This is a genomic window from Micromonospora sp. DT228, assembly GCF_049841595.1.
In the GTDB taxonomy this organism is placed as follows: Bacteria; Actinomycetota; Actinomycetes; order Mycobacteriales; family Micromonosporaceae; genus Micromonospora.
Genome location: NZ_JBNCKO010000003.1, coordinates 87386 through 109251 on the forward strand (window position 1 = coordinate 87386; position 21866 = coordinate 109251).

Here is a 21866-nt window from a genome sequence, read left to right on the forward strand (position 1 = left end):
AGGTCGTTGCCGCTGCTGCGCTACCAATAGGTTTGCATCGCAAACCATTCTGCGCAAGGGGTTGCGGGCGAAACGACGTAACCGTATCGACGGTTGTGGTTCCACCGCGGCCGTGGCACGGCTAGGGTCCGGCATGGAGGTGGTCCGTGTTCACCGAAGCCTTTCCGATCGTGACGACACCTGACCTGCCGCGACTGATCGGGTTCTACCGGGACGTGGTCGGCTTCGAGCTGACCTACCGGTTCCCGCAAGAGGGTGAGCCCGAGTTCGTCGCACTCCGGCTGGGCAACAGTGAGCTCGGCCTGGCCGCCAACCCGGAGGCTGGCGGGCCGGCCGATGCGCACCGCTGGGAGTTGTGCGTCTACGCCGACGACTGCGACGCCGCCGTGACCGCTCTGCGCTCGGCGGGCGCATCGGTCACCGAGGAGCCGGTCGACCAACCGTGGGGTGAGCGCTCCGCCCGGGTCACCGACCCCGACGGCAACCGCATGCTCGTGCTGTCCCGCCTGTCCTAGACGTTTTCTGTCCAGCGGAGCAGGCCAGCCGTCAACGTCGCCAGAACAGCAGGTGGGTGACTCCGCTGGGGCTGGGCACCGACTCGAGGTGGAAGCGGTCGAGCAGTTCGTCGGGGCTGTCCCACAACCGCTCGCCCCGCTCGAGGTCAACGGGCGCGACGGCGATGTGCATCGTGTCGACCAGGTCGGCCTCGATGAACTGGCGGATGGTGTCGACCCCACCACCGAGGCGTACGTCCCGACCGTCGGCTGCCTGCTTCGCCTCGGCCAGTGCCTCGGCCGGGCTGACGTCGCGGAAGTGGAACGTCGTGTCGGACAGGCTGAACGACGGGCGCACGTGGTGGGTGAGCACGAAGACCGGCGTGTGGAACGGCGGGTTCTCCCCCCACCAGCCCTGCCAGTCGTGGTTCTCCCAGGGGCCACGCTGGGGGCCGAACTTGTTGCGACCCATGATCTCGGCGCCGATGTTGCACTCGGCGTCGCGGGTCAGGTAGTCGTCCAGGCCGCGACTGCCGCCCGGCTCGGTGCGGTACACGAAGCTGGCGGTGGCGGCCCGCCAGGAGAACAGCGGGGTGGGGTCCGCGTGGCCGAAGGGCCGTTCCAGGCTCTGCCCCTCTCCGGTGCCGAACCCGTCGCGCGACACGTTGAAGCACTGCACCCGCAACAGTTGCGGCATGGGGATCTCCTTTCGGATCGACCTGTCGGATTCAGTTGGTGGTGGCCGTCGGGCCACCACCGCGGCCCCGATCGTCGAGCACGAGCGGCGCCCGACCATTCACCTCGTACCGGATGTGGGTGACCTGTGGAGTGTGGATGACCCGGATCGGCGTCAGCTCGATCGCCTCCTTCTCGCCGAGGTCGAGGTCCGCGTCGAACAGCCGGAGACCGGTGCCGAGCACGACGGGTACGACGTGCAACTCCAACTCGTCGAGCAGGCCGGCCCCGAGTACCTGCCGCACCAGGCCGCCGCCTCCGGCCACGGCCACGTTCTTTCCGCCGGCCGCGGCGCGCGCCTGCTCGACGGCGCTGGCCACGCCGTCGGTGACGTAGGTGAAGCTGGTGCCTCCGCCGCGCAGGAGAGTCGGACGGGGGCGGTGCGTGACGACGAAGACCGGCGCGCGAAACGGTGGCTCCTCACCCCAGGGCACCTCACCGCCGTCGGCCATGCGGCGCCCCATCACGTACGCGCCGGCGGCCCCGAACGACTCGGCGACGACGTCGGAATTGGCGTCCTGCTCCCCGCCGGCGAAACCCTGCCGTTCCCGCCACGCCGCCACCTCGGTCGCCCAGCGGGTCACCCGGAAGAACCCGGCGCTCTCCGCCGAGTCCATCCAGTTGCCGTTCCCGTCGAACTGTGGCCCGGCGTAGAAGCCGTCCATCGACACCGACAGCTGTGCGGTCACCTTCGTCATCGCGTCTGGTCCTCTCCTCGGCCGACACCTCACCACGGGTGTCGCTCCCCAAGAGGTCGGAGCCGAACGGCAGCCCCCTACCGGGCCGGAGTGTGACGCGCGTCACCTGTCTTTCCGGAGGGGAGGCTACGCCCTCCGGTTGAGAATCGCCGCCTCGATCCGCAGGCCGAGGCCGGTCAGGATGAGAAAGGTGGCGAAGATGTGCGGCTCAAGCCCGCTGTAGTCGGACGCCATCGTGATCAGCGAGGTCATGAAGCCGGCCACCAGCGACACCGTGCCGAAAGCTCGTACGGTGTCTACCCGCTGCGCCTGTAGGTCCACAGCGGAACGGTAGCGGGAGCCGCGGCCGAGCGCCGCATCACCGCGATGCCAAGGCACCTCCGTCGGGCAGGACTAGGCTGGCGATCATGCGGATTGGCATCGTGATCCTGCCGGACCAGCGGTGGGCGGAGGCACAGCGTCGGTGGCGGCAGGTCGACGAGTGGGGCTTCGACCACGCCTGGACGTACGACCACCTGGGCTGGCGGGACCTCGTCGACGGCCCGTGGTTCGACTCGATGGCCACGCTGACCGCCGCTGCCTCGGTGACCTCCCGCATCCGGTTGGGCACCCTCGTCGCGTCGCCGAACTTTCGGCACCCCGCCGCGTTCGCCCGCCAGATCACCACTGTGGATGACGTCTCCGCCGGTCGGCTGCTGCTCGGCCTCGGCGCGGGCGGCATCGGTTTCGACTCGGCGGTGCTGGGCGGCGAGACGCTGCCGCCGCGCCAGCGGGTCGAACGGTTCGCCGAGTTCGCCGAGTTGCTGGATCTGATCCTCCGCGAGGACGGCACCACCTGGCGTGGTGACTGGTTCGCCGCCGTGGACGCCCGCAACAACCCCGGCTGCGTGCAGCAGCCCCGGGTGCCGTTCGTGATGGCCGCCAACGGGCCCCGGTCGATGCGGCTGGTGGCCCGCTTCGGTCAGGGTTGGGTGACCACCGGCACCGGTGACGACAACGACCTGGCCGGCTGGTGGGACAGCGTGGCGGCACTGTCCGCGCGGATGGACCGGACGTTGGACGAGGCCGACCGTGACCCGGCCACCCTGGACCGTTATCTCTCGCTGGACGCCGCACCCGTCTTCTCGCTCAGCAGCGCGCAGTTCTTCGCCGATCAGGTCGGCCGGGCCGCCGACCTCGGCTTCACCGACGTGGTGACGCACTGGCCGCGTGCCAGCAGTTGGTACGCGGGCGACGAGGCCGTCCTGGTGGACGTGGCGACCCGACTGCTCCCGGAGCTGCGCGGCTGAGGTGGTTGGGTCAGGTGCCGAGGTCGCCGCTGGCCACGCCGCCCTCGCCGCCGGAGACCAGCCGTAGGCGGAGGCAGACGATCGGGGTGTCGCCGTCGACCGGGGTGCCGAGCCGCGCCCAGTAGGCCGAGTGCCCCGCCCGCCACTCCTCGATCGAGCGGTCACCCTCGCCCTCGGCGTGGGCGAAGTCCCAGGACACGTCCGCGAAGCGGACCACCTCGATCTCGGTGATCTCCACCATGCCGACCAGCGCGTCGTCGTCGTCGACAAGCGCCAGTCGTTCGCCGACGTGCTCCAACTCCTCGCCCTCTTCGGCGTAGTAGGCGAGCCGCCCGGCCGTCGCGGTCTTCACGCCCGCCAGCACGAGGGTGTTGAGGGTTGCCCGTAGCTCGCCCGGGGTGCCGAGGGCGAGGGTGCGCAGTTCACCGATCCGAGGCCACATCCTGCCGAGGCTAGGCCAGCTTGACCCATACCGCCTCCGCATTGCTCCGGGCTCCTGCTCAGATCAGTTGACCGGCGTAGCCGGCGGCGGTGAGGAGCAGTTCGTCGCCACTGGCCGCGTGCGCGTCGAGCAGCGCGTCGGCCAGCTTCACCACGTGCGCGTCGCCGTGCCGAGCCGCTCGGGCGAACACCTCCGCCGGGGTCAGTGCGGTCACGGTCGGTGGCGCGATGCCGTCGGCGGGGGCGTACACCGAGGTCATGGCCGCCGTCGCGGCCCAGGCCGCGGCGAGGCTCGGCGCCCACAGCGCCCGGTCCAGGGCCGGCAGGGTACGCAGCACCGCGGTCGGCGCGGTGACCGCGTGCACCAGCATGACCGGCTCGGCGTGCCCGAAGCGCAGGTAGTCCAGGCCGGCGCGGTGCACCAGCGTGGTGAGCACGCGCTTCGCCTCCTCCGGGCTCCGCGCGGGGCGTAGCGCCGCGAGCGCCGGCTCCCACCGGGGTACGCCCGGCAGTTGGCCGAGCCGATCCCGGACGCCGCCGGTCTGGTCGTCGATCCGGGGCAGCCCGGGCAGCGCGGCGTCCACGTCCGTCTGCTCCCGGCCGGCCGGAGGGCCGTCGAGAGCACGGTCGGCGCCGGGGATCGGCTGCCAGCGGGCCGCCCAGTAGCCGAGGGCCTGGGCCAGTTCGGTGAGCCGATGGGGGTTCGTGTCGTCGGGTTCGAGCGCACGTACGGCGTGCCCGACCCGGATCACCCCGTGGGTGGCGCCGGCGGCGATGCCCGGCAGCAGGCGGGGCCACCAGGTGCCGAGCACGTCGCGCCACGGGTGTTCGCGCAGTTGCCTGTCAAAGTACGCCAGCCAGTCACCGGCCCGCTTCGGATCGCCCAACGCCGCTCGCCAGTCGTCGATCGGGCGCAGCCCCCGGGGCAGGTCGTCGAGTCGGCCAAGGTAGTCGTCGAGCCAACGGTGCACCTGTCGCTGGTGCCCGTGCCGGGCCAGCGCCTCGACGGCCATCGGCCCGTGGTTGGAGAGCCAGCCCTGGTATTCGGGGCCGGTGCGATGCAGCCGCTCGTACGCCTCGTCAAGAACGCCGTCACTCATCAATCGATCGTCGAACATGAACCGAGGTTCAGGTCAAGCGTGCAACTCGGCGGCGTCGACCAGGCCGGTGACGCGTAGCTCGGCCGCGACCTCCGGCGGGCAGTCGACGGCCACCACGGCGGCGCCCAGCACGTGGGCGCCGCGTGCGGAGCAGATGTCGTAGAGAGCGTGGAGTTGAGCGCCGGTACGCACCCAGTCGTCTACCACCAGGACCCGGTCGCCGGGGCCGAGGTGCCGGTCCCGGACGGCCAGGTCGACCCGCCGGCCCCGGTAGTCCGGTGGACTCTGCGCCCAGGTGAGCGGCCCGGCCGGCAACCGCCCGTCGCCGGACTTGTGGGCGGCCACGAAGCCGACCCCGAGGGCGGTGGCGGCCAACGGCCCGAGCAGCAGCCCGGTGACCGCCGGGGCGAGCACCACCGTCGGCCCAGCGGCGCGGTACGGCGCCACCAGGGCCGGTCCCAGCTCGGCCAGCACCGCCGGGTCCCGCCACCAACCGGAGATGTCGCTGACCAGGTGACTGGCGTCCGGGCCGGGGTCGATCCAGTGGAACAGGGCGGCCAGGCGTGCGGTCAGATCGGCGGGCATCCGCTCATCCTGCGGCACCGGTGGCAGGCGTGTCGGCACCCGGGCCGGCCGGCCCACCCCGGGTCGGATGATCGGCTACACGTACCAGTGCAAATGCGGGCATACCACAATGATCACGTTGACGTCGGAAGTGCTTCTCTCGTTACGGTCCGACCCGGTTTGTTCAGACGACGAAAGGACCGGGCCGGTGGCAGCCAAGCACTCCCGTACCCGCATCTTCTCCTCTCCGGCGGGCATCGTGGCCACCGCGGCGGTCGGCGTCGCCCTCGCGGTCGGGGGCACGTTCGGTGCCGTGCAGCTCACCTCCGGCTCCGCGCAGTCGGGTCAGGCGACCCTCGACCTCACCCCGACCACCGCCGCCAGCAGCCTCACCCCCAGCCCCCCGGCCGTCTCCCCGACCGCCAGCCCCTCGCCGAGCGTGTCCGCCAGCCCGTCGGCCATCCGGTCGCAGCAGGCCGCCTCCCGGGGCAAGACCCGGACCGCGCCGCCGAAGCCCAAGCCGACCGCGAAGAAGACCACTCCGGCGCCGAAGGTGCTGGAGAGCGGTTCGTGTGGCGCGTCGTTCTACTCCGACGGGCAACTGACCGCCAACGGTGAGTCGTTCAACCCGAGCGCGCTTACCGCCGCCCACAAGACGCTGCCGTTCAACACGAAGGTCCGGGTGACCAACCCGGCCAACGGCAAGTCGGTCGTCGTGCGGATCAACGACCGTGGCCCGTTCATCGACGGCCGCTGCCTGGATCTCTCCCGGGCCGCGTTCGCCACCATCGCCTCGGTCGACGTGGGCGCGCTCACCGTCCGCTACGAGGTCCTCGGCTGACCGGGTCGGGTCGCGCCGATTCGGCCGGTCGACCGGGCCGGCCGGACAGAACATTCTTGGACGACGGGTCAGATTCATTCACCGGTTCACCTGGATCAGGCAAACTGTCAGGCGTACCCACGCGACTCCTCCAGTCGGGCCGTCGCCCGCTGAGCCCCGGATCCCGCGCCGGCCTCGGCGCGGCCCTTGTCCTGCTCGCGATCGTGTCGGCAGTGGAGGCGGCGGACGGCCGTGACGTGCACTACGTCGCGCTCTTGTCGGCCGTACCGTTGCTTGCCGCCGCCGTGGCGTCCTGGCCGGTGGTGCTGGGGGTGGGCGTCGTGGCGACGCTGACCGGGGCCGGCTTCGCCCTGATCGAGCCGAGGATGTCAATGATCACCTCGGTCAGCGTGGTGGCGGTCGCGGTCTGCACCGGACTGGCGGTGGCGGTGGCGTCGGTCCGGCAGCGGCAGGCGGAGCAGATCGTCGAGCTGACCAAGCTCGCGTCGGTGGCACAGCAGGCGGTGCTGCGTCCGCTCGGGCCGCAGGTCGGGACGCTGTCGGTCGCGGGACGCTACATCTCCTCCACCGCGACGGCCGAGATCGGCGGTGACCTGTACGAGGCGATCGACACGCCCTACGGCGTCCGCATGATCATCGGTGACGTGCGCGGCAAGGGTCTGGACGCGGTTCGGCTGGCGAGCATCGTTCTGGGCTCCTACCGGCACGTGGCGTACGAGCGGGCCGACCTGCGCGCCGTCGTCACCGACCTGGACCGCGCGGTGGCCCGTAACGTCGGCGACGAGGACTTCGTGACCGCGGCACTTGTCGAGGAGCGCGGCGGCACGCTCACCATCGTCAACTGCGGGCATCCGGCGCCGCTGCTGCTGCGCCGGGGCGCGGTGATCTCGCTGGAACCGCCGGCGCCGGCACCCCCGCTCGGGTTCATGCCCGTGGTCCGCCCTCGGGTCGAGCGCCTGGAGCCGGGAGACCGGCTACTGCTGTTCACCGACGGCCTCGGCGAGGCGCGACGCGACGGCGAGTTCTTTCCCACCGCCGACCGCGCCTGGCGGCTGCTCGGTCACGGCACGGTCGCCGACGGGCTGGCCTCGCTGGAGACCGCCCTGATCGAGTGGGTGCACGGCCGGCTCGACGACGACATCGCCCTGGTCCTGATGGAGTACGTCGGTGCCCGTACCGGCGCGGCGGTGGCCGTCCCGAGTTGGGAGGTCGGTGCCGCCGAAAGCTGACCGGCCCGCAGGTGTGTAATCGCCGTCACTTGGGTGATCCGCTTGTCGCTGCCTACCCGCGAGTAATACAGTCGGGGTTACTGATCGGTAACACCTGTCCGGAAGCGGGGCCAGTGAGCATGACCCACTACAAGAGCAACCTGCGGGACCTTGAGTTCAACCTGTTCGAGGTCTTCGGTGCCGACCGGTCGTTCGGCCAGGAGCCGTACTCGGATCTCGATGCCGACACCGCCCGCAGCTTCCTCGCCGAGCTTGACCGCCTCGCCCGCGAGGACCTGGCCGCCAGCTACACCGACAGTGACCGCAACCCGCCGGTGTTCGACCCGGCCACGCACACCGCGCCGCTGCCGGCGTCGTTCAAGAAGTCCTACCAGGCATTCATGGACTCCGAGTTCTGGCGGCTCGACCTTCCGCCGGCGCTGGGCGGCACGAACGCGCCGCGCGCCCTCTGGTGGGCCCTCGCCGAGCTGGTGCTCGGCTCGAACGCCCCGATCTGGATGTACGCCTCCGGCCCGTCCTTCGCGCACGTGCTGCACGTCGAGGGCACCGAGCGGCAGAAGAAGTGGGCCAAGCTCTTCATCGACAGGCAGTGGGGCTCGACGATGGTCCTCACCGAGCCGGACGCCGGCTCGGACGTGGGTGCCGGCCGTGCCCGCGCGACCCAGCAGCCCGACGGCTCCTGGCACATCGAGGGCGTGAAGCGCTTCATCACCTCCGGTGAGCACGACCTGAGCGACAACATCGTGCACTACGTGCTGGCCCGCCCGGTTGGCGTGGAGGGCGTCGGCGGCCCCGGCACCAAGGGTCTCTCGCTCTTCGTGGTGCCGAAGTTCCACTTCGACGAGACCACCGGCGAGCTGGGTGAGCGCAACGGCGTCTACACCACGAACGTCGAGCACAAGATGGGCCTGAAGGTCTCCAACACCTGTGAGCTGACCTTCGGCGAGCACGGCGTACCGGCCAAGGGCTGGCTGCTCGGCGACAAGCACGACGGCATCCGGCAGATGTTCATGATCATTGAGTACGCCCGGATGCTCGTCGGCACCAAGGCCATCGCCACCCTCTCCACCGGCTACCTCAACGCCCTTGAGTACGCGAAGAGCCGGGTGCAGGGCGCCGACCTGATCCAGCAGGCGGACAAGACCGCCCCGCGGGTCACCATCACCCACCACCCGGACGTCCGCCGCTCGCTGCTGCTGCAGAAGTCGTACGCCGAGGGTCTTCGTGCCCTGGTCCTCTACACCGCCACCTGGCAGGACAAGGTCGCGATCGCCGAGGCCGCCGGTGACGAGTCGGCCACCAAGCTGGCCAAGCGCGTCAACGACCTGCTGTTGCCGCTGGTCAAGGGCGTCGGTTCGGAGCGGGCGTACGAGATGCTCGGGCACGAGGCCCTACAGACCTTCGGCGGCTCCGGGTTCCTCCAGGACTACCCGCTGGAGCAGTACGTCCGCGACGCCAAGATCGACACCCTGTACGAGGGCACCACCGCCATCCAGAGCCTGGACCTGATCTTCCGCAAGATCGTCCGGGACAACGGCAAGGCGCTGCTGGCGGTCGCCGGCGAGATCCAGGAGTTCATCTCCTCCGAGGCGGGCAACGGCCAGCTCAAGGAGGAGCGGCAGGCGCTCGGCAAGGCGCTCGCCGAGGTGCAGACCATCCTCGGTGTGCTGACCGGCTGGCTGGGTGAGGCGCAGGGTGGCGACACCCGCGCGCTCTACAGGGTCGGGCTGAGCAGCCGGCGGTTCCTGCTGGCGCTCGGCGACCTGGTGGTCGGCTGGCTGCTCCAGCGGCAGGCCGACGTGGCGCTGAAGGCGCTGGCCGGCGAGGTCACCGCAAGCGACAAGGCGTTCTACACCGGCAAGGTGGCTGCCGCCCGTTTCTTCGCCCGCGAGGTGCTGCCCCGCATCGGCGCCGACCGGCGGATCATCGAGAGCACCGACCTCGACATCATGGACCTCCCGGAGGAGGCCTTCTAACCGGCACGCCTGACGATCCCGGGTTGCGTCGCAGCACGCGGCACCGACATCGACGGCCGGTGGGGCATCTGCCCCGCCGGCCGTCGCCGCGTCCGTGACTGGGTGGGTGGCCCTTCCCCGGGCCGCCGGCCCCGACCCACCACACCACCCGCAGGTGGTGCTGGCCACGCCGGCCACGCCGGCCACGCTTCCCCTCCGCGGGCCGCCGGTTCCCGTCCAGACCCCCTTGCGGCTCCTTTGCTCTGCACCCGCGGAGGCGCCAGCTACGGACCGTGAGCGTCGCCTCCGCGGGTGCAGAGCAAAGGATGGTGGAGAGATGGGTCAGCCCCGGCGCGGCGAGGGCGGGCAGGTATTCGGCAAGGCTGCTCGGGTATGCCGGTGGCGTGGCGGGTAACCGTCGCGTGACCTCGAAAGGGAACGCCCAGAGCCACCGCACGGGGGAGTGCAGCGCACATGGGTGTAGGAAGCGGCATTTTTCTCATCGCGATCGGCGCGATCCTGACCTTCGCACTGAGGGCCAACGTCTGGTGGATCGACGTACGGGCGGTCGGCTGGGTGTTCATCCTGGCCGGGCTGGCCGTACTACTGACCACTGTCTGGTTCTGGCAGGACCGACGCAAGCGGGCCCGGACCCTCATCGTGGAGGAGAACAGGCTCTCCCATCCGACGGCGATGATGCCGCCACCGCCAGACCCACCACCACCGACCGCGCCGCCGTCCTGAAGCCGGCACGTACCCCTGAGCCGCCCGTCGATCATCGACGGGCGGCTCAGCCGCGTGCGATGTGCCGTGCCGTGACCGGCGCTCCCGCCCGACTCAACTCCGCCCAGGCGAACAGGCCACGGTGCACCGCCAACTCGGCGGTCCGCAATCCCTCATCGGGCGCACCCTCCGGGTCGAGAAGGGCCGAGAGTAGCGAGATGCCTGGATTGTGGGCAATCAGTAGTGCCGTCCGGGCCGCCGCGTCGACCGTACGGACCAGCGCCAACAACTCCTCCGGGTGGGCGTCGTACGCGCCAGGCTCGTAACGAACCGTCGGCCGGGCACCGGCCGGGCCGCCCTCCGGTGGTGTGCCCGTCATCCCCATCGCCACCCCGTGCCAGGTCTGCCGGGTACGTCGCGCAGTCGAGCAGATCACCACGTCGGGCAGCAACCCGTGGTGCGCCAGCCAGGCGCCCGCCGCTGCCGCGTCCGCATCCCCGCGAGCACTGAGCGGGCGCTGGGCGTCATCTGCCGCGTCACTGCCCTGCTCGGCCTTCGCGTGCCGCAGCAACACGAGTGTCCGCGTCTCGGGGTCGGCGTCCGTCATGACCCCAGCTTGCCCGATTGGCGATCTCCGTGCCTGGGTAAGTCGATGGATGCCGCACCCCTACCGACGGCCGCGGCGCGTCCTTACGCCAGGTGAGAGCCGAGGAGCGAGACATGGGCATTGGTGGCAGCATCTTCCTGATCGCGCTTGGCGCGATCCTCGCATTCGCCGTAGAGGCCGATCTGGGCTGGCTGGACCTTTCCGTGGTCGGCTGGGTGCTGATGTTGGCCGGTGTAGCTGGCCTGATCACCACCCTCTACTTCTGGAGCAGCCGCCGCCGCACGGTGGTCGCCGCGCCGGTCCGCGAGGAGCGCCTGGTGGCTGACCGGGTCGTGCCGGTCCAGGACAACCAGGTCGTGCAGGAGTACCGCGAGGTGCGTCGGCCGGGCCGGCCGGTCTGATCCTCGCCCGCGAACTCCGGGGTCCCGCAGCGTCGCGGGGCCCTGGCTCGCGTTCAGGCCCCGCGTCGCGGAGTTGGAACTCTGCTCGCGGTTGGGTTCGTTGGCTCAGGCGAACAGCGCGAAGTAGATCGCGATGTGGTGGCAGAGCGCCGCCAGCAGGGTGCAGGCGTGGAAGAACTCGTGGTGACCGAAGACGGTCGGCCACGGGTTGGGCCGGCGTAACGCGTAGAAGACCGCGCCGACGCTGTAGATCAGGCCACCGGCGATCAGCAGCGCCAGTGCCGCGACGCCGCCGCCGTGCAGGATTTCCGGCAGCATGGCCACCGCCACCCAGCCCAGCGCCAGATAGAGCGGCGCGGACACCCAGCGCGGCGCGTGCGGCCAGATCACCTTGACTGCCACTCCGGCCAGCGCGCCACCCCAGACCAGGGCCAGCATCACGGTGGCCGGCCGGGGCGCGAGCAGCATCGTGCAGAGCGGTGTGTACGTGCCGGCGATGAACACGAAGATCATCGAGTGGTCCATCCGGCGCATCACCTGGTAGCCGCGCTCCGACCACACTCGACGGTGGTAGAGCGCGCTGGTGCCGAAGAGCCCGCACACCGTGACGCTGTAGATCAGGCAACTGACCAGGGGCGCCCACCCCGGCCGGGTGGCGGCGATCGAGCAGAGCACGACGCCGCAGACCAGGGCCACAAAGAAGGCGTACGTGTGCAGCCAGCCGCGCATCCGGGGCTTACCGATGTCGACCGGCTTCAGGCGAAGCGGGGCGGAGGTACTCACGTGATCAGGTTACGGCACCGTAGGTTACTTGGAAGTAGTGGCGTTGGTGACACCCGGCACCGTCATCGTGAACTCCGTATCGGCGCGACATCGGCGAGGATGAGCGGATGCGGATCCGACCCGTCGGGGCGCACGCCCTGCTCCTCGACTGCACCGCCTCCGCCGGCGTTCCCGACGCCGCGCTCGTGGAAGCGTGGCGAGCCGAGTTGTGGCGGCGTCGGGCGCAGGGTGACCTGATCGCCGTCGAGATCGTGCCGGCGGCGAGCACCGTCCTGCTCGACGGCCTGCCCGACCCGACCACCACTGCCGAACAGTTGACCCGATGGGCGTCCGGCGTCGCCGCCACCCGTCCCGCCGCCACCGCGGGCACAGCCGACGCCAACACCAACGGCAGCGCCAAAGCCCCAGCCGCAGCCAAAGCCCCAGCCGCAGGCGACGCCGCAGCCAAAGGCGGCGACGGCGGTGCGGCGGAGGTGGTCGTACCGGTCTGTTTTGACGGGCCGGACCTGCCGGTGGTGGCCGAGCACTGGGGTGTGGACGTGCCCGCCGTGCTGCGCCGGCTGACCGGCACCCGGTTCCGGGTCGCGTTCTGCGGGTTCGCCCCCGGGTTTCCCTACCTGACCGGGCTGCCCGACGAGCTGGCGTTGCCCCGGCTGGCGACGCCTCGCCCCCGGGTGCCGGCCGGGTCGGTAGCGCTGGCCGGCCCGTACGCCGGGATCTACCCGAGCGCCTCGCCCGGCGGTTGGCTGCTGGTCGGCCGGACCGAGTTGGTCCTCTTCGACGTGTACGCCGACCCGCCGGCCCGACTCGGACCGGGCACCCGGGTGCGGATGGTGGCGGCATGACCCGTGCGGCCGCCGTCGAGGTGCTCCGCGCCGGGGCGCTCACCACAGTGCAGGATCTGGGCCGGCCCGGTTGGGCGCACCTGGGCGTACCGCGCTCCGGCGCCCTCGACCCGGCGGCGCTGCGGCTGGCCAACCGACTGGTCGGCAACCCGGAGCACGCCGCCGGCCTGGAGGCCACCCTGTCCGGTTGCACACTGCGGCTGACCCGGGCCACCACGGTGGCGGTCACCGGAGCCGAGGTGACGGTCCGGGCGGGCGATCGGCCCGGTGACACCGGGCGACCGCTCACCGTGCCGGCCGGGACGGTGCTGCGGATCGGCCCGGCCCGTCGGGGCGTACGGAGTTGGTTGGCGGTGGCGGGTGGCATCGACGTGCGGCCGGTGCTCGGCAGTCGGGCCACCGACACCCTCTCCGGGCTCGGCCCGGCTCCGCTTCGTGACGGCGACCGGCTGCCGCTCGGCGAGCCACACGGTCCGCCCGCGCCGGTGGACCTGACCGTCTGCTCCGCGCCGGCGTCGGAGTTGCACCTGAAGCTCGATCCCGGCCCTCGGGACGACTGGTTCACGCCGACCGCGTTCGACCGGCTGTTCGGCACCGCGTACACCGTCAGCCCGGTGAGCAACCGGGTCGGCGCGCGGCTCGCCGGCGCGGCGCTGCCCCGCGCGGTGGCCGGCGAACTGCCCAGCGAGGGCATCGTGCTCGGCGCGGTGCAGGTGCCGGCGAACGGACAGCCCCTGATCTTCCTCGCCGACCATCCGACCACAGGTGGATACCCGGTCATCGGAGTGGTCACCGACGTGACCGCGCTCGCGCAGGCCCGCCCAGGTACTACCGTCAGATTCCATGGACCTCAACGCTGACCTCGGCGAGGGATTCGGCATCTGGCGGCTCGGCGACGACGAGGCGCTGTTGAGCCTCGTCACCTCCGCAAACGTCGCCTGCGGTTTCCACGGTGGCGACCCGTCCACCATGCGGCGGGTCTGCGAGGGCGCCGCGCGACGCGGGGTCGCGGTGGGCGCGCAGGTCGGCTACCGGGACCTGGCCGGCTTCGGCCGGCGGCACATCGCGTACGACTTCGCCGAGCTACGCGACGAGGTGACATACCAGTTGGGGGCGCTTGACGCGTTCTGCCGGCTGTTCGGCACCCGGGTCCGCTACCTCAAACCGCACGGCGCGCTCTACCACGCGGCCAGCACCAACGAGTCCCAGGCGGCGGCGGTGGTCGCGGCGGTCACCGGTTACGACCCTGAGCTGCCGGTGCTCTGCCTACCCGGCTCGACGCTCGCCCAACTCGCCGTCGGCGCTGGCCTGCCGGTCGTCGCGGAGGCCTTCGCCGACCGTGCCTACCTGCCGAACGGGGCGTTGGTGCCGCGCGGCACACCCGGCGCGGTGATCACCGACCCGGAGCAGGTGGCCGAACGGGCGGCGCGGATGGCCACCGAACGGATCGTGGTGGCGGTCGACGGCACTGCCATTCCCTGCTCGGTCGACTCGATCTGCGTGCACGGCGACACACCGGGGGCGGTCTCCGCCGCCGAACTGGTCCGCGCCAGCCTGATCGACGCCGACGTCACCCTGGCCCCGTTCGCGTGAGGCCGGAGGGGCCCGGGTGGGCCCCTCCGGAAACCTCAGGCGTCCAGGCCGCGTAGCACCAGCGGCAGGCGGGTCACGGCGCCGTCGACAACCCGGACCGGTACGCCCCAGTCCTGCCGGGTCAGGTGGCACGCCGCGTGTTCGACGTCCGCGTCGCAGGTCGCCGCCTGGGCGGTCACCTGAAGCACCCCCGCGGTGACCTCGGCGTTGAGCACCAGCCGACGGGTCAGCTCGGTGCCCGTGCCGGCACCATCGACAAGCAGCTCCGGCGGCGACGCGGAGACGACCAACCGGGTCGACGGCCCGAACGTCTCGTCCAGCTTCTGCCCCGGCGCCGGGGTGAAGACGATGTCGAGGGTGACCTCACCGGCCGCGACGTCGGTCGGCTTGCGCTCGGTACGGTGCCGGGGACCGTCGACAGTGCTGGCGCCCGCCGCCGACAGGGCACCCGGGGCGAGTCGGGTCAGCCGGTGCGCGGCGGACTCCACCACCAGCACCTCGCCGGCCGGGCTGAGCACCAGGTCGCTCGGCTCCGCCAACCCGTCCGCGACGGTGGAGACCTGGTTGGTCGCGGGGTCGAAGCGACGAACAGCGCCGTTGTACGTGTCCGCGATCAGCACCGAGCCGTCCGGCAGCGCGCACACACCCAGCGGGTGTTGCAGGAGCGCCGACTCCGCCGGACCGTCCACGTGCCCGAAGTCGAACAGGCCCTGCCCGACGGCGGTGCCCAACACACCGTTCTCGACGTACCGGAGGGAGCTGGTCTCGCTGTCGGCGATCCAGAGCCGGGCGCCGTCGGTGGAGACGGACAGGCCCGACGGCTGCGCCATCCACGCCTCGGCCAACGGGCCGTCCCGCAGCGCCTCGACTGTGGTGCCGGCGTACATGCCGGCGGTCCGCTTGATCGGGTCGAACCACCAGAGCTGGTGGATGCCGGCCATCGCGATGATCAGCTTGTCGTCGTACCAGGCCAGATCCCACGGGGAGGAGAGGTCCACCGCGAGCGCGTCGTGGGCGTGGTCGTCGACCTCGGCGCGCCACTGCCGGCCGCTGCCGGCCACGGTGACCACCTCGCCGGACTCCAGCCGTACGCCACGCAGCAGGTGGTTGACCGTGTCGGCCACCACCAGGTCGTAGCCGGCGACCTCGGCGACATGGGTGGGCAGCAGGCACACCCCCTGCGGCTCGGAGAACGTCGCCGCGGCACCCGGCCCGTCGGCCCGGCCCCGCTCGCCCGAGCCGATCCGGCGTACCGGCGTCTCGCCGTCCGAGGCCACCTCGACCAGGGAGTGCCGGGCCGAGTCCGAGACCAGCAGGTTGCCGTTCGGCAGCAGCGCCGCCTTACCCGGGAAGCGCAGCGCCGTCTCCGGGGCCGGCGGCGGAACGTACGGGCCGTCACCCCGATGCAGGGTGCCCTTGGCCTCGTGAGTGGCGATCAACTCGTCGATCAGCCGGGCCAGCCCCTCGGCATGACCCTCGCCGGCCATGGTGGCCACCACGTAACCCTCGGGGTCGATCACCGAGAGGGTCGGCCAGGCCCGGGCCGCGTACTGCTGCCACATGTCCATATCCGGGTCATCGAGTACGGGGTGGTGCACCCCGTACCGTTCGACGGCCGCGACGAGCGCGTCGGCGTCCTTCTCGTGCTCGAACTTCGGCGAGTGCACACCGATCACGACGAGCACGTCGCCGTACTTCTCCTCCAGCGGACGCAGCTCATCCAGCACGTGGAGGCAATTTATGCAACAAAAAGTCCAAAAGTCCGCAATCGTGATCTTGCCCCGAAGGTCCTGCAAGGTCAGGTTCCGTCCGCCCGTGTTGAGCCACTGGCGGCCCCGCAGTTCGGGCGCACGTACACGCGCTGTCGTTCCCATGCCTGTCAGCCTGCCACGCGTCCCGCCCCCCGCCGCCGTGACCCGGACGACAGGCCGCCGAGCGCTTTCCGGACGAGTTGCGGCGAGCGGGCGGGTGCGAACCTCAGGCGGTCGGCGGGGCTAACGGGCCTCGGCCCACCCGACAAAGCGGGGTGTCAGGTCGGGAAGCACGGTGCCCGGGTTGAGTTTGGCCAGGTCGGCAGCCGCCTCCTCCTAAAGCGGAACAGCCATGATCAGCTCGCAGAAGAACTGGGCGCGGGCTGGCCCGCCCAGGCGGTCAGTGCGTTGGTGCGTTCGCTTGCCGGCTGGTCGTCGCGGCTGAGCCAGGCAACGTGACCGTCCGGGCGGACGAGGATCTCGGTGACACCGGCCAGGGCCGGGTGCGCTCCGGCCGAGGCTGCCCCGAGGACAACCCGGTCGGCCCACCTGACCGCCTCACCCGTCGCCGGGCCGGCGCCGCTAAACGTGAGCAGCACGAACGAGCCTCCGCGCAGCAGCTCGTAGACGCTGGCGTGCGAGGTCAGCGCGATGTCCGGCATGCGAGCGCCGACTAGTGGTTCCGCGGACGTGCCGTACCGGGTGTCGAGTGCCGACACCGCGCCGGCGATCCGCCGGTTGACGACGTCGATGCCGAGCAGATCGTCGATCAACGCTCGCAGGGCTGTCGCTGGCGACTTGTACTGTCCGACGAGCGTCAGCTCGAGCAGCAACGTCTGCACCTCGGTGTTGGCGGTGACGGCGGCACCGACCGGATGCCGCTCATCGTGGTACGTGTCGAGCAGTCCGTCCGGCGCCCACCCGTGCACTGCCGCGGCCAGCTTCCAGCCGAGGTTCGCCGCGTCCTGCAGCCCGGTGTTGAGACCCTGCCCGGCCGCCGGGAAGTGGATGTGCGCAGCGTCGCCGGCCACCAGGATCCGGCCGGCTCGGTATCGCGCGGCGAGTCGGGTGGCGTTGCCGAACCGGGACAGCCAGCAGGGCTCGGCGATCCCGAAATCCGTTCCGCAGGACCGCAGCAGCGAGGCCCGGAACTCGTCGAGCGTCACCGGCGTTGACGACGGCTCCCGCATCCGTTGTGGGTCGACGGCCACGAAGCGGGTCGTCCCGTCGCCGAGTGGGACGGCCAGCACCCCACCGGATTCGGCCCGGCCCAGGGTGGAGGCGTCGACGACGGCGAAGTCGCCGAGCATGCCGGTGAGGGTTTCATCGGTTCCGGGAAACTCGATCCCGGCTGCTTCCCGGACCACGCTGCGGCTGCCGTCGCAGCCGACGGCGTACTTGGCCCGCAGTACGGTGTCGCCGACCGTGACGGCGACACCGCCGGTGTCCTGGGAAACCCCGGTTACCGCTGAACCACGCGAGATCGGTACGCCCAGGCTGAGCACCCAGTCGGTCAGCAGCCGCTCGGTCTGCGCCTGGGCGAGGAACAGCGTGTACCCGTGCCGGCTGTCCAACGCGGCGAAGTTCAGCCGTGTCGGTAGTCCCGCGAAGTGCCATCCGGGCACGGGCCTACCTTGGGACAGGAATGTGGCGGCCAGCCCGCGCTGGTCCAGCACCTCGACGCTACGCGGGTGCAGGGTGAGCGCCCGGGACTGGCGCTGTGGGGAATCGCGCCGTTCCACGACCCGCACGCGGACCCCGGCCAGCGCTAGTTCCCCGGCGAGCAGCAGCCCGGTCGGGCCCGCTCCCACCACGATCACATCGGCATCCATCCAACAACCCACCCTAAAATTAGTGAACGTCGTTCACGTGAACGCCGTTCACTATAGTGCTGACTATGGGCTCCGAGGCAACCCCCGAACCGAAATCAGGTCCGACCCGCGGCCGGCCGCCCAGGCTCGACCGCGATCGCACCATCGACGAGGCGCTGCGCCTGCTGAACGAGGGCGGACTGGACGCACTGACCATGCGCCGTCTCGCCGATGCGCTGAACGCGCAGGCCGGGGCCCTCTACCGGTACTTCGCCACCAAACAGGATCTGCTCACCGCGATGGCCGATCGGATGCTCACCGGATGCGGAGACGTCGCCGACAGCCCGGACTGGGCACAGACCGTCGCGGCTCTCGCCCACCGGCTGCGCGCCTCCCTGCTGGCCCACCGCGACGGCGCCCGCGTCTACGCCGGCACCCGCTCGATCGGGCCGAACACCCTGGGGTTCGCTGAGACCGCCGTCGCGGCGCTCATCAAGGCGGGTTTCGCGCCCGACGACGCCGCACGTGCCATGTTCTCGATCGTGCACTTCACCGTCGGGCACACACTTGAGGAGCAAGCGGCCGCCGGCGACCTGGCCGACTTCGCCCAACTGCGCAGGGCCCTGGATCCCGGGACCTATCCCGCGTTGACGGCCGCCGGCGCGGCACTTACCGATCCCGGCTTCGACACCCACTTCGCCTTCGGGCTCACGGCCCTGATTGGCGGCCTACGTGTCGGGCTCCGAAAATAGGGCGGGAGCTCCGGCCTGGGCGTGCCAGCCGAGGTGACGAATACACGTTCGCAAAGGTCGAGACCTGCATGTGCCTCTGGTTGGTACGGCCGAACGCACCGACCTCGAAAGAGTGTGTGGGCGACGCGCGGAACCGCGCGTTCGGCAGTCGCCGTGGCGCCGGGTACGACGACGGCGGGGTCACGGTTGCCCGTGGCCCCGCCGTCGGTGGAGTTACTTGGCTGCCGGCTTGAGGCAGAGCACCCGGTTGGCGCCGCTACCCGGCAGCACCACGTGCGGCTGCGTCGTGTCGGTGCACTTTTCCTTCGCGTCCACCTTGGAGACGATGGTGAAGGAGCCTGCCTCGCCGCAGTTGGCGGCCGAGGCACCACCCTCGCCGGCCTGCTTCACGCAGGTGCCGACGGCCGGGTCGAAGGCCGGGGTCTCCTTCTGGTCGACCTTCCCGAGGAGCAGCAGCAGGCCGAGCGGCACCGCCAGGATGAGCACCGCGGCGATCAGTACCGCGGCCAGCACGCGACCGTTGCGTACCTTCGGTGTCGGTAGCTCCGCCTTGGGGCTCTCGGCGGCGTCCGGCTTGAACGCGTCGAATCGACCCTGATCCGACTGGCCGGGCTCCTGGCCCCAGGACGGCGCGGGCTGCGGCGGTGGCGGGAAGGCCGGCGGGAATCCGCCGCCCGGTCCCGACTCGATCGCGGGCCCGCCGAAGCCTGGCCCGCCGGAGCCCGGTCCGCCGAAGTTCGGCGCGCCGAAACTCGACGCGCTCCCGACCGCGGCGGTGCCGGCGGCCGGTGACCCGGGGCCGCCGAACTGGTCGGCCGGCCGCTCGGCACCGCCGTGCGGTCGCGTGCCGTTCACCGGCCGGTTGTTGCCGGGCGCATCGACGAAGGACGGCACGCCGGGCGGGAACGCGGGCGGCGGTGGCGGGGCCTCACCGAACGCGTTCGGGGCGGGCTGCCGGTCGTCGAAGCGCGGCTCGGCGGCAGGTTCGCCGCCCCAGCCGGGGCCAACCTGACGCTGCGGGTCGTTCTGCCAGTCCGGTGCGGCCTGCCGCTGGGAGTCGCCCTGCCAGTCCGGTGCGGCCTGGCGGGGCGGGTCGTTCTGCCAGTCCGGTGCGGCCTGCCGCTGGGAGTCGCCCTGCCAGTCCGGTGCGGCCTGCCGCTGGGAGTCGCCCTGCCACTCCGGCACAGGCTGGCGGTCGGCACCCGCGTCGACCTGGAACGGCTCCGGCTCCGGCTCGTTCTCCGGCTCGGGTCGAGCTGGCCGGCCGTACACCCGGGGTTGTGGGGTAGCCGTGCCGGTCGGACGGATGGCCTGGTCGGTCGGGGGCATCACCCGGCTGGCCAGCGGCACCGAGGCGCTTGCCCGGGCCGCCGCCGCGCCGGCCGCCGACTCGGCGTCCGACACCGGCACCACCGCGCGGCCCGCTCCGGACTCCGGAGAGGTACGCGGTGCGGGCACCACGGCGCCACTCGCGGGGGCGTCCTCGGCGCGGCCCCAACCGGCCGGGTCCGCCTCGTACTGCGCGGGGGCGTCCGGGGTCTCCCGCTCGGCGTACGCGGGCTGCTCGGGGATCGGTGCGAACTGGGCCTGGGGTGCGTAGTCGCTGGGCGGGGCAGCCGCCAGGCTGGCGCCCGGCACGCGCTGCTCCTGGGGAGGCAGCGGCACCGCGTTCGCCGGTGAGATGCCCGGCGCGGGTCCGGGTTGGTAGGCCGGCGCCTCGTCGCCCCGGTCCGCCTCCCAGCCGCCGCGGGCCTGCGCGGCTTCCGCCTCGGCGCGACCCCACACCTCGCCGGGCGCCCAGGGCTCGACCTCGGGCGGCCCATCCTTGCCGGGCACGCCGACGCTGGCACGGGAGGGCAGGCCGCTCTGCTCGGCGGGCGTCCACCCGACCGGCTCCGGTCGCTCGGCGGGCTGGTCCTGCGGGGAGAGCACCCAATCGGGCTGCTGCGGACGGCTCTCGGCATCGCCCCAGGCGGCCGGCTGAGCGGGCTGCTCCTGCCGGGCGTCGCCGTCACCCCACCCGGCGGGCTGCGCCTGCTGCTGCTGCGCGGCCCATCCACCGGAGCGGGCCGGGTCGTCCGGGCCGGGCCAGTTCGTCGGCGGTGCCGGCACCTGGGCCGCGCCACGGGCCGCGCTGGGCGCTGCGGCCTGACCCCACCCGGGGGCGGGCTGCTCGGCCGGTTCGGCGGGCTGACCCCAGGTCGGCGGCGACTGCTCCGCCGGCGTCCACACGGGCTGGTCGTCGCGTCCGGCCGCGGTCGCGGGCCAGCCGCCGTTGCCGGGCGTCTCGTTCTGCTGGGCGCCGCCGGACCAGTTGGCGGCCTGCTGCGGCTCGGCCTGCTGGGCCTCGGCTCCGCGCCACTCGGCGGTGGGCGGGTTGGTCTGTGCCGGGCCACCCCAGCCACCGGCATTCGCCGGATCTTCCTGGGCGGGCCAGGCGGTGGTGGCCGGAGGCACCTGCGCGGCGCCCCGCGCGGGCGGCTGGGCCTGCGCCCAGTCGGGCTGCTCGGCGGCGTTCGGGGTCCAGGTGGGCGCGGGAGTGCTCTGCTCAGCCGGCGTCCAGCCCTGCTGTTGCGGTGTGGCCCAGGCCGGCTGCGCCGGGGCCGGTGCGCCCTCACTGCCGGGCCAGGTGCCGGGCTGCTGCTGCGGCGGCTCACTCGTGCCACCGCCGGCCGCCCAGGCGGGCTGCGGCGGGTCGTTGGGCTGCGCGGCGGGGGCGGCACCCCAGGCGGGCTGCGGCGGGTCGTTGGGCTGCGCGGCGGGGGCGGCACCCCAGGCGGGGGCCGGTGGTTGCTCGGACTGGGTCGCCCATGCCGGCGTCGACGCGTCGGGCCGCGCCGGTGGCGGGGGTGCCCAGCCCAGGTCGGGGCCGGCAGCGTTGTTGCCGTTGTCCGGCTGCGCCGGGCGGTCGCCGTACGGCGCCGGTCCGCCGGCACCCGGTGACACCTCGTCCGGCTCATGGCCGGTGCGGTGCGGGCCCTCGGACGTCATGGGTGCGCCTCCTCCATCACATGTCGGCTCGCCGGTGCCGATCGGTCTCCTCGGCATGGCTGCCGGCGTCACCGGCGTACCGCTGTGCCGGCTCCCCGCACGGTATCGGGTGGTGGCACGGCACGTCCAAGGAGCACCGGTCGTCACTCCCCGTGGCCGGTCGGTGTCGAGCAGCTTCGGTTTGCTCGGCCTCTGCCGGGTCGGCGGGCGGCGACCGAAGCCCACCGTACCGGGCGTTGCGGCAGGGCGGAATCCCGGTGGCG

Annotated in this window: 22 protein-coding genes; 11 read left to right on the top strand and 11 right to left on the bottom strand. The window is 72.1% G+C overall.

The window, feature by feature from the left end:
- Positions 1 to 146 precede the first annotated feature (146 nt).
- On the top strand, positions 147 to 515 hold the full coding sequence (locus ACLQ29_RS07075) for a VOC family protein (RefSeq protein WP_425770852.1): 369 nt from the start codon (positions 147 to 149) through the stop codon (positions 513 to 515).
- A 31-nt stretch (positions 516 to 546) separates the two neighbouring features.
- Here ACLQ29_RS07075 and ACLQ29_RS07080 read toward each other — a convergent pair whose 3' ends face one another.
- The 3 genes from ACLQ29_RS07080 to ACLQ29_RS07090 all read right to left on the bottom strand — a co-directional run bounded on the left by ACLQ29_RS07080 (position 547) and on the right by ACLQ29_RS07090 (position 2248).
- Complete coding sequence (locus tag ACLQ29_RS07080) at positions 547 to 1191, bottom strand: dihydrofolate reductase family protein (RefSeq protein WP_425770853.1); 645 nt, start codon at positions 1189 to 1191, stop codon at positions 547 to 549.
- A gap of 31 nt (positions 1192 to 1222) precedes the next feature.
- Positions 1223 to 1927 (bottom strand): dihydrofolate reductase family protein, encoded by a 705-nt coding sequence (locus tag ACLQ29_RS07085; RefSeq protein ID WP_425770854.1) that lies wholly within the window; start codon positions 1925 to 1927, stop codon positions 1223 to 1225.
- Between the two features lie 126 nt (positions 1928 to 2053).
- Positions 2054 to 2248: a hypothetical protein gene (locus tag ACLQ29_RS07090; protein WP_393365233.1), complete on the bottom strand. Its 195-nt coding sequence runs from the start codon at positions 2246 to 2248 to the stop codon at positions 2054 to 2056.
- Positions 2249 to 2334: 86 nt separating this feature from the next.
- On the opposite strand from ACLQ29_RS07090, the gene ACLQ29_RS07095 reads away from it, so the two are divergent.
- Positions 2335 to 3216, top strand: coding sequence for an LLM class flavin-dependent oxidoreductase (locus ACLQ29_RS07095; protein ID WP_425770855.1), 882 nt, complete (start codon positions 2335 to 2337; stop codon positions 3214 to 3216).
- A gap of 10 nt (positions 3217 to 3226) precedes the next feature.
- Here the strand turns inward: ACLQ29_RS07095 and ACLQ29_RS07100 are convergent, their stop codons facing one another.
- From ACLQ29_RS07100 to ACLQ29_RS07110, 3 genes are read right to left on the bottom strand one after another with little or no spacing between them, the layout of a single operon-like run.
- Positions 3227 to 3658, bottom strand: a complete 432-nt coding sequence (locus ACLQ29_RS07100) for an ASCH domain-containing protein (RefSeq protein WP_425770856.1) — start codon at positions 3656 to 3658, stop codon at positions 3227 to 3229.
- Between the two features lie 58 nt (positions 3659 to 3716).
- The gene (locus tag ACLQ29_RS07105) at positions 3717 to 4757 is read right to left on the bottom strand and encodes a questin oxidase family protein (RefSeq protein WP_425770857.1); all 1041 of its coding nucleotides are present in this window, start codon (positions 4755 to 4757) and stop codon (positions 3717 to 3719) included.
- Positions 4758 to 4790: 33 nt separating this feature from the next.
- Positions 4791 to 5342, bottom strand: a complete 552-nt coding sequence (locus ACLQ29_RS07110; RefSeq protein ID WP_425770858.1) for a phosphoribosyltransferase family protein — start codon at positions 5340 to 5342, stop codon at positions 4791 to 4793.
- 187 nt (positions 5343 to 5529) lie between these two features.
- On the opposite strand from ACLQ29_RS07110, the gene ACLQ29_RS07115 reads away from it, so the two are divergent.
- The 4 genes from ACLQ29_RS07115 to ACLQ29_RS07130 all read left to right on the top strand — a co-directional run bounded on the left by ACLQ29_RS07115 (position 5530) and on the right by ACLQ29_RS07130 (position 10090).
- Entirely contained in the window at positions 5530 to 6162 is a 633-nt protein-coding gene (locus ACLQ29_RS07115; protein ID WP_425770859.1) for a septal ring lytic transglycosylase RlpA family protein, read from the top strand.
- A 104-nt stretch (positions 6163 to 6266) separates the two neighbouring features.
- The gene (locus ACLQ29_RS07120; RefSeq protein WP_425771235.1) at positions 6267 to 7391 is read left to right on the top strand and encodes a PP2C family protein-serine/threonine phosphatase; all 1125 of its coding nucleotides are present in this window, start codon (positions 6267 to 6269) and stop codon (positions 7389 to 7391) included.
- 119 nt (positions 7392 to 7510) lie between these two features.
- Entirely contained in the window at positions 7511 to 9367 is a 1857-nt protein-coding gene (locus ACLQ29_RS07125; RefSeq protein ID WP_425771236.1) for an acyl-CoA dehydrogenase, read from the top strand.
- Positions 9368 to 9820: 453 nt separating this feature from the next.
- Entirely contained in the window at positions 9821 to 10090 is a 270-nt protein-coding gene (locus ACLQ29_RS07130) for a DUF6458 family protein (RefSeq protein WP_030487564.1), read from the top strand.
- 46 nt (positions 10091 to 10136) lie between these two features.
- Here ACLQ29_RS07130 and ACLQ29_RS07135 read toward each other — a convergent pair whose 3' ends face one another.
- The gene (locus tag ACLQ29_RS07135) at positions 10137 to 10676 is read right to left on the bottom strand and encodes a SixA phosphatase family protein (protein WP_425770860.1); all 540 of its coding nucleotides are present in this window, start codon (positions 10674 to 10676) and stop codon (positions 10137 to 10139) included.
- A 113-nt stretch (positions 10677 to 10789) separates the two neighbouring features.
- Here ACLQ29_RS07135 and ACLQ29_RS07140 point away from each other — a divergent pair, with 113 nt between their 5' ends.
- Positions 10790 to 11077 carry a DUF6458 family protein gene (locus ACLQ29_RS07140; RefSeq protein ID WP_425770861.1) on the top strand — a complete coding sequence of 96 codons (288 nt, stop codon included), beginning with the start codon at positions 10790 to 10792 and terminating at the stop codon, positions 11075 to 11077.
- Positions 11078 to 11182: 105 nt separating this feature from the next.
- Here ACLQ29_RS07140 and trhA read toward each other — a convergent pair whose 3' ends face one another.
- Positions 11183 to 11860, bottom strand: a complete 678-nt coding sequence (gene trhA, locus ACLQ29_RS07145) for a PAQR family membrane homeostasis protein TrhA (RefSeq protein WP_425770862.1) — start codon at positions 11858 to 11860, stop codon at positions 11183 to 11185.
- Positions 11861 to 11967: 107 nt separating this feature from the next.
- On the opposite strand from trhA, the gene ACLQ29_RS07150 reads away from it, so the two are divergent.
- From ACLQ29_RS07150 to ACLQ29_RS07160, 3 genes are read left to right on the top strand one after another with little or no spacing between them, the layout of a single operon-like run.
- On the top strand, positions 11968 to 12705 hold the full coding sequence (locus ACLQ29_RS07150) for a 5-oxoprolinase subunit B family protein (RefSeq protein ID WP_425770863.1): 738 nt from the start codon (positions 11968 to 11970) through the stop codon (positions 12703 to 12705).
- Positions 12702 to 13565 carry a biotin-dependent carboxyltransferase family protein gene (locus ACLQ29_RS07155; RefSeq protein ID WP_425770864.1) on the top strand — a complete coding sequence of 288 codons (864 nt, stop codon included), beginning with the start codon at positions 12702 to 12704 and terminating at the stop codon, positions 13563 to 13565. Before ACLQ29_RS07150 ends, ACLQ29_RS07155 begins: the two co-directional genes overlap by 4 nt.
- Positions 13549 to 14298 carry a LamB/YcsF family protein gene (locus ACLQ29_RS07160; RefSeq protein WP_425770865.1) on the top strand — a complete coding sequence of 250 codons (750 nt, stop codon included), beginning with the start codon at positions 13549 to 13551 and terminating at the stop codon, positions 14296 to 14298. The genes ACLQ29_RS07155 and ACLQ29_RS07160 overlap by 17 nt, the downstream gene beginning before the upstream one ends.
- 35 nt (positions 14299 to 14333) lie before the next feature.
- Here ACLQ29_RS07160 and ACLQ29_RS07165 read toward each other — a convergent pair whose 3' ends face one another.
- Together ACLQ29_RS07165 and ACLQ29_RS07170 are read right to left on the bottom strand one after the other, a co-directional pair.
- Complete coding sequence (locus ACLQ29_RS07165; protein ID WP_425770866.1) at positions 14334 to 16172, bottom strand: NHL domain-containing thioredoxin family protein; 1839 nt, start codon at positions 16170 to 16172, stop codon at positions 14334 to 14336.
- A gap of 233 nt (positions 16173 to 16405) precedes the next feature.
- Positions 16406 to 17881: an FAD-dependent monooxygenase gene (locus tag ACLQ29_RS07170; protein ID WP_425770867.1), complete on the bottom strand. Its 1476-nt coding sequence runs from the start codon at positions 17879 to 17881 to the stop codon at positions 16406 to 16408.
- A gap of 65 nt (positions 17882 to 17946) precedes the next feature.
- On the opposite strand from ACLQ29_RS07170, the gene ACLQ29_RS07175 reads away from it, so the two are divergent.
- The gene (locus tag ACLQ29_RS07175) at positions 17947 to 18612 is read left to right on the top strand and encodes a TetR/AcrR family transcriptional regulator C-terminal domain-containing protein (protein ID WP_425770868.1); all 666 of its coding nucleotides are present in this window, start codon (positions 17947 to 17949) and stop codon (positions 18610 to 18612) included.
- A 213-nt stretch (positions 18613 to 18825) separates the two neighbouring features.
- Here ACLQ29_RS07175 and ACLQ29_RS07180 read toward each other — a convergent pair whose 3' ends face one another.
- On the bottom strand, positions 18826 to 21603 hold the full coding sequence (locus ACLQ29_RS07180; protein ID WP_425770869.1) for an LppU/SCO3897 family protein: 2778 nt from the start codon (positions 21601 to 21603) through the stop codon (positions 18826 to 18828).
- Positions 21604 to 21866 lie beyond the last annotated feature (263 nt).

What these genes read in the sequence shown, in the direction of transcription:
- ACLQ29_RS07080 (WP_425770853.1), bottom strand. Translation starts at nt 1,191, where the DNA reads ATGCCGCAACTGTTGCGGGTGCAGTGCTTCAACGTGTCGCGCGACGGG.
- ACLQ29_RS07085 (WP_425770854.1), bottom strand. Translation starts at nt 1,927, where the DNA reads ATGACGAAGGTGACCGCACAGCTGTCGGTGTCGATGGACGGCTTCTAC.
- ACLQ29_RS07095 (WP_425770855.1), top strand. Translation starts at nt 2,335, where the DNA reads ATGCGGATTGGCATCGTGATCCTGCCGGACCAGCGGTGGGCGGAGGCA.
- ACLQ29_RS07100 (WP_425770856.1), bottom strand. Translation starts at nt 3,658, where the DNA reads ATGTGGCCTCGGATCGGTGAACTGCGCACCCTCGCCCTCGGCACCCCG.
- ACLQ29_RS07105 (WP_425770857.1), bottom strand. Translation starts at nt 4,757, where the DNA reads ATGAGTGACGGCGTTCTTGACGAGGCGTACGAGCGGCTGCATCGCACC.
- ACLQ29_RS07110 (WP_425770858.1), bottom strand. Translation starts at nt 5,342, where the DNA reads ATGCCCGCCGATCTGACCGCACGCCTGGCCGCCCTGTTCCACTGGATC.
- ACLQ29_RS07125 (WP_425771236.1), top strand. Translation starts at nt 7,511, where the DNA reads ATGACCCACTACAAGAGCAACCTGCGGGACCTTGAGTTCAACCTGTTC.
- ACLQ29_RS07130 (WP_030487564.1), top strand. Translation starts at nt 9,821, where the DNA reads ATGGGTGTAGGAAGCGGCATTTTTCTCATCGCGATCGGCGCGATCCTG.
- ACLQ29_RS07135 (WP_425770860.1), bottom strand. Translation starts at nt 10,676, where the DNA reads ATGACGGACGCCGACCCCGAGACGCGGACACTCGTGTTGCTGCGGCAC.
- ACLQ29_RS07140 (WP_425770861.1), top strand. Translation starts at nt 10,790, where the DNA reads ATGGGCATTGGTGGCAGCATCTTCCTGATCGCGCTTGGCGCGATCCTC.
- ACLQ29_RS07150 (WP_425770863.1), top strand. Translation starts at nt 11,968, where the DNA reads ATGCGGATCCGACCCGTCGGGGCGCACGCCCTGCTCCTCGACTGCACC.
- ACLQ29_RS07155 (WP_425770864.1), top strand. Translation starts at nt 12,702, where the DNA reads ATGACCCGTGCGGCCGCCGTCGAGGTGCTCCGCGCCGGGGCGCTCACC.
- ACLQ29_RS07160 (WP_425770865.1), top strand. Translation starts at nt 13,549, where the DNA reads ATGGACCTCAACGCTGACCTCGGCGAGGGATTCGGCATCTGGCGGCTC.
- ACLQ29_RS07165 (WP_425770866.1), bottom strand. Translation starts at nt 16,172, where the DNA reads ATGGGAACGACAGCGCGTGTACGTGCGCCCGAACTGCGGGGCCGCCAG.
- ACLQ29_RS07170 (WP_425770867.1), bottom strand. Translation starts at nt 17,881, where the DNA reads ATGGATGCCGATGTGATCGTGGTGGGAGCGGGCCCGACCGGGCTGCTG.
- ACLQ29_RS07175 (WP_425770868.1), top strand. Translation starts at nt 17,947, where the DNA reads ATGGGCTCCGAGGCAACCCCCGAACCGAAATCAGGTCCGACCCGCGGC.
- ACLQ29_RS07180 (WP_425770869.1), bottom strand. Translation starts at nt 21,603, where the DNA reads ATGACGTCCGAGGGCCCGCACCGCACCGGCCATGAGCCGGACGAGGTG.